Annotated in this window: 5 protein-coding genes and 3 rRNA genes; 3 read left to right on the top strand and 5 right to left on the bottom strand. The window is 52.6% G+C overall.

Annotated features, from left to right (window positions below; all coding sequences use genetic code 11):
* Positions 1–113: 113 nt before the first annotated feature.
* A complete protein-coding gene (locus ccrud_RS04030) occupies positions 114–305 on the bottom strand; it encodes a hypothetical protein (RefSeq protein ID WP_066564966.1) in 192 nt (63 codons plus the stop codon).
* 65 nt (positions 306–370) lie between these two features.
* Here ccrud_RS04030 and ccrud_RS04025 point away from each other — a divergent pair, with 65 nt between their 5' ends.
* Genes ccrud_RS04025 through ccrud_RS04015 form a run of 3 tightly spaced genes read left to right on the top strand, consistent with a single transcriptional unit; the run spans position 371 to position 4,941 of the window.
* Complete coding sequence (locus tag ccrud_RS04025; protein WP_066564965.1) at positions 371–2,572, top strand: helicase-associated domain-containing protein; 2,202 nt, start codon at positions 371–373, stop codon at positions 2,570–2,572.
* A gap of 49 nt (positions 2,573–2,621) precedes the next feature.
* A complete protein-coding gene (locus ccrud_RS04020) occupies positions 2,622–4,298 on the top strand; it encodes a DNA repair helicase XPB (protein ID WP_066564964.1) in 1,677 nt (558 codons plus the stop codon).
* A 1-nt stretch (position 4,299) separates the two neighbouring features.
* A complete protein-coding gene (locus tag ccrud_RS04015) occupies positions 4,300–4,941 on the top strand; it encodes a DUF3239 domain-containing protein (protein WP_066564963.1) in 642 nt (213 codons plus the stop codon).
* Here the strand turns inward: ccrud_RS04015 and ccrud_RS04010 are convergent.
* From ccrud_RS04010 to ccrud_RS03995, 4 genes are all read right to left on the bottom strand, one after another.
* Positions 4,936–6,099 carry a pyridoxal phosphate-dependent aminotransferase gene (locus ccrud_RS04010; protein WP_066564962.1) on the bottom strand — a complete coding sequence of 388 codons (1,164 nt, stop codon included), beginning with the start codon at positions 6,097–6,099 and terminating at the stop codon, positions 4,936–4,938. The genes ccrud_RS04015 and ccrud_RS04010 overlap by 6 nt on opposite strands.
* A gap of 213 nt (positions 6,100–6,312) precedes the next feature.
* Positions 6,313–6,429, bottom strand: a 5S ribosomal RNA gene (gene rrf / locus ccrud_RS04005).
* Between the two features lie 129 nt (positions 6,430–6,558).
* Positions 6,559–9,636: ribosomal RNA gene (locus ccrud_RS04000) — 23S ribosomal RNA — on the bottom strand.
* Positions 9,637–10,041: 405 nt separating this feature from the next.
* Positions 10,042–11,564 (bottom strand): 16S ribosomal RNA (locus tag ccrud_RS03995).
* The 16S, 23S and 5S rRNA genes sit together here, the layout of an rRNA operon.
* Positions 11,565–11,807: the final 243 nt, after the last annotated feature.

The following is an 11,807-nucleotide window of genomic DNA, read 5'->3' as shown; positions in this document are numbered from 1 at the left end:
AATATCTCGGGCGGGAACCACATGGTTCCCGCCCGAGATATTTTTCTTATACGCGCAAAAAGAAGCAGCCTCCCCCGGTATTTCACGGAGAGGCTGCCTCTTTTAAAAACTGCTTAGCGGTTGATGCGGGTGTACGGGTGTACGTATCCGGTCTCTACAGCAGAAACTGGGAATTCCTTCTCATCGCCCCAAGGGCTGGATGCGCCTGCGAGCTTGGAGATGATTTCAGTAACGACGTGACCGTCAGCTGGATTGTGCTCCGGCCAAGCCGGATCGACGAAGTGCTTCTTCTCTACGTTTGCCATGTTCTATATTCTTTCAAACTCTGGGAACAAAAGTCACCTCAACAGGGCTTAAACTTAAGAACATCATGAAAATAGACTCCCCCATCCCCACCCTCAAGGGTTGGTTGGATACTCAAAGTGATGATCAGCTATCCATAATCTTAAAAAATCGACCTGATACAGTCCTCCCATTACCACCCAATTTGGGGTCTCTGGCTGCGCGTTTGCAGTTGCGAGCCTCGGTGGTTCGGGCTGTGCTAAAACTCAATGCACTAGAGCTTGCGGTATTGGAGGCAGCTGCCAAGATCGGCGCTGAGCTCCACCCGGTAGCTGCCCCCGAAGTGGTGGAACATGTGCAGAATGCTTTCGGTGAGCAGACTCCCTCATCTCAAGATTGCCTCAACGCGATTAGCACTCTCAAAAACTATGCGTTGTTGTATGGCGATGAGCAGCTCATGATTGCACAAGAAACAATGTCGGCGTTGCCTGTTCATTGGACGCTGCTTCCTGAACTAAACGATCATGGCCTTAGTGAAGAACACGTGAGGGAAAGCGTCGACAAGCTCTCTGAGCGACACCGCAAACTGCTGGGCACGCTGGCTGCTTCAGGCGGCTTCGGTCTGACGCGCGATGCGGCGATTGATGCTGATCCGACGCGTCCGATCCCGCAGTTGCTTGCTGCGGGTCTTTTGGCGCGTGTGGATGAGCAGACGGTGCGCTTACCTGCGCTGGTACGGCGCGTCATCGAAGGCCGGGAGCAACTCCCCGCCCAGGTACGCCCGATTCCCTATTCCGCGGATCCAGGTGCCGATGACACCGGCATTGCAGCCGGCTTAGAGGTCGTGCGGCACATGCGCTTGCTTATCGACGCCCTAAGCCACCTTCCGGCACCCACATTAAAAGTGGGCGCTCTCGGCGTGCGTGTAATCTCTCGTTTAAGCAAAGAGCTTGATCTGAACGAGCACGATGTGGCGCGCCTCTGTGGTTTAGGTGTCGCAAGCGGGTTGCTTCGACGCGGTGTCCCAGATCCTTTGCCAACCGATGATGAAGGCGGAGATTATATTGCTCCCACGCCAATCGCTGATGATTGGATGGAAGCTGATCTCGCTGCGCAATTAGGCACATTGATGGCCGGTTGGTGGAAGCAGAATTTCGCTTCCTGGCGTGTGGGAGAAGCTGATGAAAAAGACAAACCAATCCATGTATTGAGTAAATCAAGCATCATCGAATCTCTACCTGATACACGAGCAAAGATTCTGAGCTCGCTCACTCGTGTCTCCCCCGATGAGCTGCATGCAGATTTAGCCTTTCATTATCCGCTCGCGGCAAGCCGAATGAACCCAGACACCATTGCCCACGTTCTTGAGGAGGCCAGCTGGATTGGTGCTTTTGCACAAGGCGTAACCACGGCTGGCCAGGCTCTGGTTGCTGGCGACGATCCAGCGGAAGTGATCACTGCACCTGCACCAGTGGAAAATTTCATCGTGCAAGGCGATTTCACCATTATGGTTCCAGGCCCGCTGACACCAGCCATGCAAAAGACCATGGATTCCATTGCCTTCTTGGAATCTTCTGGCTTAGCTTCCGTGTATCGCCTCAGTGAAAAATCTATCCGGCACGCTTTGGATCTTGGTCTCACGACTCCTGAAATTCTTGAGTTTCTGAGCACACATTCACTCACAGAGCTCCCACAATCTGTGGGCTATCTACTCAGTGATATCGCAAGAAAACACGGCACTTTGCGTGGTGGCCCAGCGTTGTCTTATATCCGCAGTGATGATCCTGCCTTGCTGCATTCCGCTGTCGAAGCCGGCGTTGATGTGGCTCTACGCCAGATCGCCCCAACAGTGGCCATCGCACAAGCTCCCTTGCTGCAGGTAATCACGGTGCTGCGCAAAGCAGGGTTCCAGCCTGTTGCCGAAGATGGCGAAGGTGCAAGCCTTAATGTCGCTCCAGCGCCAGCCCGTATTCCAGCAGCTGCACCTACGCCAAAGCCAACAGTATTAGATGAAGGCCGAGTACAGGCAGCGGTGAAAGCAATCAAACGCGAAAACTCCGCAGCCCAAGGAACTGTTTCTGAGCAACCAACACTCGCAGTACTACAAGCTGCCGTAAGAGGACAAAAAACAGTGACCCTAGGATTTGTAGATAAACAAGGAATCGCTGTACACCGCGTTGTTAAACCACTCACTGTCAATGCCGGACAGGTAGATGCCGTAGACGAAACCACCGGAGCCGTGCATCGTTTCATGTTGCACAGAATCACAGAAGTAATAGTGGATAACTAGGAAAAGGGTGACATAATGGACGTTTATACTTCGTTAGGAGAAGCATTTCGTGGCTTTTGGCGATGGACCCTTAATCGTCCAATCCGATAAAACTGTCCTGCTAGAAATTGATCACCCGTTGGCAGGTGAAGCACGCATCGCACTCGCACCTTTTGCAGAGCTCGAGCGTGCACCTGAACATATCCACACCTACCGCATCACTCCCCTAGCGTTATGGAATGCGCGCGCCGCAGGCCATGACGCTGAGCAAGTGGTGGATATGCTGGAGCGTTTTTCACGCTTCCCAGTTCCGCAGGCATTGCTCATTGACATCGCAGAAACCATGTCTCGCTATGGTCGCGTCCGTCTCCACCGCCACCCAGCTCATGGTTTGATCCTGGAATCCGCAGAACCAGCCATCTTGGTGGAAATCTCCAGACACAAAAAGATCACACCCATGCTGGGCGCAAAAGTAGATGCAGAAACTGTCATCGTGCACCCATCAGAGCGTGGGCGACTCAAACAAGAGCTACTCAAAATCGGTTGGCCGGCAGAAGATCTCGCTGGATACGTCGACGGTGAATCCCACCCCATCGGGCTCTCCACCGAATTGGAGGAGTGGTCACTGCGCGATTATCAGCAAATGGCCGCAGATTCCTTCTGGGAAGGCGGATCCGGCGTCGTGGTTCTGCCCTGCGGTGCAGGAAAAACCATGGTTGGTGCTGCCTCCATGGCAAAAGCACAAGCAACCACGCTGATCCTTGTCACCAACACGGTGGCCGGCAGGCAATGGAAAGATGAACTGCTGCGTCGCACCACACTCACCGAAGAAGAAATCGGTGAGTACTCCGGTGAACGCAAAGAAATCCGCCCCGTCACCATCGCCACCTACCAAGTGGTAACCAGACGCACCAAAGGTGAATACAAAGCCCTCGAGCTTTTTGATTCCCGTGACTGGGGTCTGATCATCTACGACGAAGTCCATCTCCTCCCCGCACCAGTGTTCCGCATGACCTCTGATCTGCAATCACGACGCCGTCTTGGCCTCACCGCAACATTGGTGCGTGAAGATGGCCGCGAAGGTGATGTATTCAGCCTCATCGGCCCTAAACGCTACGATGCGCCTTGGAAAGATCTAGAATCTCAAGGGTTCATCGCCACCGCTGATTGCGTGGAAATTCGCTCTACCATGACTGATGCCGAAAGAATGGTGTACGCCACTGCTGAGTCAGCAGATCGCTATCGCCTGGCAGCTTCTGCCCACACAAAAGTTGCAGTGGTACGCAAAGTCCTGGAACAGCACGTGGGCAAACCAACTCTGATCATCGGTGCTTATCTAGATCAACTAGAAGAGCTGGGCAAAGAATTCGATGCACCTGTCATCGACGGCAAAACACCCAACAAAAAACGTGAAATACTCTTTGATCAATTCCGTGCCGGAGAACTCTCCGTGCTGGTGGTCTCCAAAGTGGCTAACTTTTCCATCGATCTGCCCGAAGCTTCCGTTGCCATCCAAGTTTCTGGCACCTTTGGCAGCAGACAAGAAGAAGCTCAACGATTAGGCCGACTGCTCCGCCCGAAACACGATGGCAGCGAAGCCCACTTCTACTCCATCGTCAGCCGCGATACCCTCGATACTGACTATGCGGCGCACCGTCAACGCTTCCTCGCTGAACAAGGCTATGCCTACCGCATCATGGATGCAGACGATCTCCTCTTCCCCCTACCCAAGAAAGAAGAACTCTAACGTGCACAACTTCTCCTTTGACGTAGACGAATCCTACGCCAAGAAGAACAACGAAATCCTCCGCGACGCCAAAAGGCTACAGATCTCCGCGCTGTGCCTCGGTTTAATTCTCGTGGCAGGAGCCGTAGCTCTTTACCTCTTCTCCAATGGTGCCGTCTGGATGTGGATGATCGCCATCGTCATGGTGTTCCTCGCATTACTCAGCTTCATCATGATCCCCGTCATCCCCCGTCAAATGGGCAATGCACAAACACTCTATGACAACTACGAACTCGCCCCAGCGATCATCGCCGAAGTTAATCCCCGCGATGTCCTCCTCTTGGCACTAGTAAACCGCAGCGCAGACCCATCTATGAAACCCGAATGGGCACTAGCTACCCGCACCATCGTCCGAGTTGGAGCACACCAACGACGCCTCGGTGAAAGAATCCCCTCAGTAGCAGTTACTGGCCGACGCACCGTCAAAGACCAGAACCACTGGGATGAAATCAGCCCAATGCCCATCACCTGGGGAACCACCGACAAAGACGTCATCCGCAGCGCAGAGAAAACAATCCCTCACGAGCTCTGGGCAAAACTAGAAAAAAACCGCAACAAGTTGGATGAAGTTAAGAAAACCCCCAACAACTTGTTCAAACTATAAATCCTTCAAACCCTTGAGACGTTTCGCGGCTTCGCGGAGCGTCTCTTCTTTTTTACAAAAAGCAAAACGTACCTTCGATGACCACTCGCTTTGATTATCCACAAAAGACTGCACCGGAATTGCAGCAACGCCCACTTTGTCAATCAAATCAAAGCAAAACTCAGCGCCATCACGATCACCAATATCTGCAACGATGAAATACGTACCCCTACTCTCATGAGTATGCAGACCTGCCGCATCCAGGGCAGTACGCAAAATATCGCGCTTAACCTCCATGCCGGCACGCATCTGCTCCACCCACTGCTGCTCATGCTCAACCGCATGCGCCACCGCAGGTTGAAACGGCGTCGCACCAACATAAGACATAAACTGCTTAGCCTTCAGCACCGCCTCCAATAAAGGCTCAGGCGCCAACGCCCACCCCGTCTTCCAACCGGTGACATTAAAAGACTTAGCCGCCGAAGACACCGTTATGGTTCGATCCCACATACCAGGCAGCTTTGCGACGCTTACGTGCTTCCTACCGTCAAACACCAAGTGCTCATACACTTCATCGGAAAGCACCAACAAGTCATACGCCCGAGCAATGCCAGCGACTTCCTTCAAAGCCTTCTTAGAAAAAACCGAACCCGTAGGATTATGCGGCGAATTCACGATAATCATCTTCGTCTTCTTCGTCACCGCCTGATGCAGCTTTTCTACATCCACATCCCACGAGTTATCTACCTCCGCCAAAGGCACCGCTACACGTGTAGCACCAGCCAGAGCAATGGCAGCTGCATAAGCATCATAATAAGGCTCCAGAACGATAACCTCATCGCCTGGCTCCACCAACCCCAGCACAGTCGCAGTAATAGCCTCAGTGGCACCCACAGTAATGAGCACTTCTGTATTTGGGTTGTACGCCAAACCAAAACGAGTCAGATGATCCTTCGCTACCACGCTCCGCAGCAACGCATCCCCACGCCCTGCCGAATACTGATTATTTCCCCCGAGGATCTGCTCCGAAGCAACCTCCAGCATCCGACGAGGCCCATCCTCATCCGGAAAACCTTGCCCAAGATTAATTGCACCTGCTTCAACAGCTCGTTGGGTCATGGTGGCAAAGATCGTTTCTCCAAAAGACTGCAGCCGGGAAACGACGAAATCATTACTCATGCAGCTACTATATTTGATCCACGTTTACTGGGTGACAGAAGGACCCAAAAGTAGCAGTGCGGGGCTAGGAGATTTATTTTAGGCATAAAAAAGCGAGTGGGAGCACCACCCGTTACAGGTGATCCCCCCACTCGCTTACCCATAGATAACAACAAAGAAAGTAGCGAGAACAACCTGGGTTGTTCTCGCTGCTTTCTTGTTTTTTAAGTTTTAGGTCGGCGGTAACCTACTCTCCCACACCCTCCCGAGTGCAGTACCATCAGCGTAACCAGGCTTAGCTTCCGGGTTCGAAATGGGACCGGGCGTTTCCCTGCTACTATCACCACCGACACACCTTGTGTCACACCAAACACCAACCAATAAGGTTGGTTGTGTTGTGTCAGATACTGCATAATGGACGCGAGCTTATATTCATTTGCTCTTTGTTACGTTGCGTTACACCACACACTAATCGTGTTGTGGGTGTTGTTATCGGTAAATTAGTACCAGTCACCTCCACACCTTACAGTGCTTCCAGATCTGGCCTATCAACCCCATAATCTCTAGGGAACCTCAAAAGAAACCTCATCTCGAAACAGGCTTCCCGCTTAGATGCTTTCAGCGGTTATCCCTTCCGTACGTAGCCAACCAGCCCTGCTCCTGGCGGAACAACTGGCACACCAGAGGTACGTCCGTCCCGGTCCTCTCGTACTAGGGACAGCCTTCCTTCAAGTTTCAACGCGCGCGGCGGATAGAGACCGAACTGTCTCACGACGTTCTAAACCCAGCTCGCGTGCCGCTTTAATGGGCGAACAGCCCAACCCTTGGGACCTACTCCAGCCCCAGGATGCGACGAGCCGACATCGAGGTGCCAAACCATCCCGTCGATATGGACTCTTGGGGAAGATCAGCCTGTTATCCCCGGGGTACCTTTTATCCGTTGAGCGACACCACAACCACAAGTTGGTGCCGGATCACTAGTCCCGACTTTCGTCCCTGCTCGAGCTGTCACTCTCACAGTCAAGCTCCCTTGTGCACTTACACTCACCACCTGATTACCAACCAAGCTGAGGAAACCTTTGGGCGCCTCCGTTACATTTTGGGAGGCAACCGCCCCAGTTAAACTACCCACCAGGCACTGTCCCCAACCCAGATCATGGGCCAAGGTTAGACATTCAATCCGATCAGAGTGGTATTTCACCAACGACTCACACACAACTAGCGTCACATGATCACAGTCTCCCACCTATCCTACACAAACCGAATCAAACACCAATACCAAGCTATAGTGAAGGTCCCGGGGTCTTTTCGTCCTGCCGCGCGTAACGAGCATCTTTACTCGTACTGCAATTTCACCGGGCCTGTGGTTGAGACAGCAGGGAAGTCGTTACGCCATTCGTGCAGGTCGGAACTTACCCGACAAGGAATTTCGCTACCTTAGGATGGTTATAGTTACCACCGCCGTTTACTGGGGCTTAAATTCTCAGCTTCGCCTTACGGCTAACCGGTCCTCTTAACCTTCCAGCACCGGGCAGGCGTCAGTCCGTATACATCAACTTAAACGTCTTCGCACGGACCTGTGTTTTTAGTAAACAGTCGCTTCCCTCTATTCTCTGCGACCACAACACGCTCCCAACGAAAAGTTGTTCACATATCATGGCCCCCCTTCTCCCGAAGTTACGGGGGCATTTTGCCGAGTTCCTTAACCACAGTTCACCCGAACGCCTTAGTATTCTCTACCTGACTACCTGTGTCGGTTTAGGGTACGGGCCGAATATCAACATCGCTAGAGGCTTTTCTCGACAGTACAGGATCACTCACTTCACCCACGAAGGGCTCCGCATCACGCCTCACACAAAAAACCGGCGGATTTACCAACCAGTCGTGCCACACGCTTACACCACAATCCAATAAGTGGCCAAGCTACCTCACTGCGTCACCCCATCACTTAGCTACTACCAGATCAGGTCCCACGCAACCACACACCACGACAATCAAAGATCATCTATGGGTGCTTATGGGCGGTTAGTATCACTGATTCACCATGGTCGCCAATACTCGGGTACGGGAATATCAACCCGTTATCCATCGACTACGCCTGTCGGCCTCGCCTTAGGCCCCGACTCACCCTGGGAAGATTAACTTGACCCAGGAACCCTTAGTCATCCGGCGGATACGTTTCTCACGTATCAATCGTTACTCATGCCTGCATTCTCACTCGCACACACTCCACACCCCGTCACCAGACTGCTTCAACGCGTGCACGACGCTCCCCTACCCAACAATCTTCAAAAAGATCATTGCCGCGGCTTCGGCGGTGTACTTAAGCCCCACTACATTGTCGGCGCGGAATCACTCGACCAGTGAGCTATTACGCACTCTTTCAAGGATGGCTGCTTCTAAGCCAACCTCCTGGCTGTCTTCGCGACCCCACCTCCTTTTCCACTTAGCACACCCTTAGGGGCCTTAGCCGGCGATCTGGGCTGTTTCCCTCTCGACTACGAAGCTTATCCCCCGCAGTCTCACTGCCGTGCTCTAACTTACCGGCATTCGGAGTTTGGCTGATGTCGCTAAGATTGTAGTCCCGCTAAACCATCCAGTAGCTCTACCTCCGGCAAGAAACACACGACGCTGCACCTAAATGCATTTCGGGGAGAACCAGCTATCACGGAGTTTGATTGGCCTTTCACCCCTACCCACAACTCATCCCCTCAGTTTTCAACCTAAGTGGGTTCGCGCCTCCACAACCTCTTACAGCTGCTTCACACTGGCCATGGGTAGATCACTCCGCTTCGGGTCCAAGACATGCCACTAATTCACCCTAGTTAGGATTCGGTTTCCCTACGGCTACCCCACACGGGTTAACCTCGCGACATGCCGCTGACTCGCAGGCTCATTCTTCAAAAGGCACGCCATCACACCACAAGGATGCTCTGACGGTTTGTTAGCACACGGTTTCAGGTACTATTTCACTCCCCTCCCGGGGTACTTTTCACCATTCCCTCACGGTACTAATCCGCTATCGGTCATATCAAGTATTCAGGCTTACCGGGTGGTCCCGGCTAATTCACAGCAGATTCCACGAGCCCGCTGCTACTCGGGGTATCAACAACCACACACACCACCATGATCTTCGTGTACAGGACTCTCACCTACTCCGGTAGGCGTTTCCACACCACTTCCACTAATCACGCAGCACATGCCAACATCCGGCAGAATGTTAACGCCATTGCCCCACAACCACCTACATGCAACCCCTGCCGGGTATCACACACATAAGTTTTAGCCATCATCCACGTTCGCTCGCCACTACTAACGGAATCACAATTGTTTTCTTCTCCTACGGGTACTGAGATGTTTCACTTCCCCGTGTAAACCTCCACACTGGCTATATATTCACCAGCAGGTAACCACACATTACTGCAGCTGGGTTTCCCCATTCGGACATCCTCGGATCAACGCTTAGTTGGCAGCTCCCCGAGGCATAACGCAGCCTCTCACGTCCTTCATCGGCTTGATATGCCAAGGCATCCACCGTGTGCCCTAAAAAACAACACACACAACACAAAAAACTACCAACCACACACAGTGCGATTGGCGCGTTCGGTTACACAACAAAAAAACAAAAAAATAAAGATGCTCGCGTCCACTATACAGTTCTCACACAACACAACACCACCACCAACAAACATCAATACACACTGTGTATCTCATATTTCTTGCTGATCGTATTCGATGTAGAAACAACCCACACACACTACTTACCGTAATGTTTGCGATGTCATTCCAGACACCCAACAGCATGCCACCTATTACCTAAAACTCTGTTGTCTTAGCTTTTGTCACCCTAGGGGTCATCTCCACCCGATTAATAGTGTGTTGATGGCAACCACGAACGGGTTCCAACACCAACAACCACACACACAACACACAGTGTTGCCGGTGGTTAATAAAGCTCCTTAGAAAGGAGGTGATCCAGCCGCACCTTCCGGTACGGCTACCTTGTTACGACTTCGTCCCAATCGCCGATCCCACCTTCGACAGCTCCCCCCACAAGGGTTGGGCCACTGGCTTCGGGTGTTACCAACTTTCATGACGTGACGGGCGGTGTGTACAAGGCCCGGGAACGTATTCACCGCAGCGTTGCTGATCTGCGATTACTAGCGACTCCGACTTCATGGGGTCGAGTTGCAGACCCCAATCCGAACTGAGGCCGGCTTTAAGAGATTAGCTCCACCTTACGGTGTGGCAACTCGCTGTACCGACCATTGTAGCATGTGTGAAGCCCTGGACATAAGGGGCATGATGATTTGACGTCATCCCCACCTTCCTCCGAGTTAACCCCGGCAGTCTCTCATGAGTACCCACCATAACGTGCTGGCAACATAAGACAAGGGTTGCGCTCGTTGCGGGACTTAACCCAACATCTCACGACACGAGCTGACGACAACCATGCACCACCTGTGAACCGACCACAAGGGAAAACGTATCTCTACGCCGATCCGGTCCATGTCAAGCCCAGGTAAGGTTCTTCGCGTTGCATCGAATTAATCCACATGCTCCGCCGCTTGTGCGGGCCCCCGTCAATTCCTTTGAGTTTTAGCCTTGCGGCCGTACTCCCCAGGCGGGGCGCTTAATGCGTTAGCTGCGGCACAGAAGACGTGGAAGTCCCCTACACCTAGCGCCCACCGTTTACGGCATGGACTACCAGGGTATCTAATCCTGTTCGCTACCCATGCTTTCGCTCCTCAGCGTCAGTTACTGCCCAGAGACCTGCCTTCGCCATTGGTGTTCCTCCTGATATCTGCGCATTTCACCGCTACACCAGGAATTCCAGTCTCCCCTACAGCACTCAAGTTATGCCCGTATCGCCTGCACGCCCGAAGTTAAGCCTCGGGATTTCACAGACGACGTGACAAACCACCTACGAGCTCTTTACGCCCAGTAATTCCGGACAACGCTCGCACCCTACGTATTACCGCGGCTGCTGGCACGTAGTTAGCCGGTGCTTCTTCTCCAGGTACCGTCAAAATACATCTTCGTCCCTAGCGAAAGGAGTTTACAACCCGAAGGCCTTCATCCCCCACGCGGCGTCGCTGCATCAGGCTTTCGCCCATTGTGCAAGATTCCCCACTGCTGCCTCCCGTAGGAGTCTGGGCCGTGTCTCAGTCCCAATGTGGCCGTACACCCTCTCAGGCCGGCTACCCGTCGACGCCTTGGTAGGCCATTACCCCACCAACAAGCTGATAGGCCGCAGGCTCATCCCACACCGCAAAAGCTTTCCACACCTTCCCTACGAAGATGTGAATATTCGGTATTAGACCCAGTTTCCCAGGCTTATCCCAAAGTGCAGGGCAGATCACCCACGTGTTACTCACCCGTTCGCCACTCATCCACCGAAGCAAGCTCCAGTTTCAGCGTTCGACTTGCATGTGTTAAGCACGCCGCCAGCGTTCGTCCTGAGCCAGGATCAAACTCTCCACAAAAATGAAAAACATTTTTAGGCCGTGAAAAGCCCAAACCTGACAAAAAACAACAACAACCACCCACACACAGTGCGACTAGTTGTAGCTGACATTTCATCAAAAAATTAATGATTACCCACACCCACAACGTGGGCATGGAAGATATATGGGCCTCTTCCCTTGACGGGGAACAAGAAGACCCACAAAAAATAATCATGCCAACAAAATTTACACACCCACCACCGAAATGATGACTATGCTTTA

This window comes from Corynebacterium crudilactis (assembly GCF_001643015.1).
In the GTDB taxonomy this organism is placed as follows: Bacteria; Actinomycetota; Actinomycetes; order Mycobacteriales; family Mycobacteriaceae; genus Corynebacterium; species Corynebacterium crudilactis.
This window is presented reverse-complemented; position numbering and strand designations above follow the sequence as displayed.

Bases quoted from the DNA above. Each gene is read 5' to 3' on its own strand.
- ccrud_RS04030 (WP_066564966.1), bottom strand. From the start codon at position 305: ATGGCAAACGTAGAGAAGAAGCACTTCGTCGATCCGGCTTGGCCGGAG.
- ccrud_RS04025 (WP_066564965.1), top strand. From the start codon at position 371: ATGAAAATAGACTCCCCCATCCCCACCCTCAAGGGTTGGTTGGATACT.
- ccrud_RS04010 (WP_066564962.1), bottom strand. From the start codon at position 6,099: ATGAGTAATGATTTCGTCGTTTCCCGGCTGCAGTCTTTTGGAGAAACG.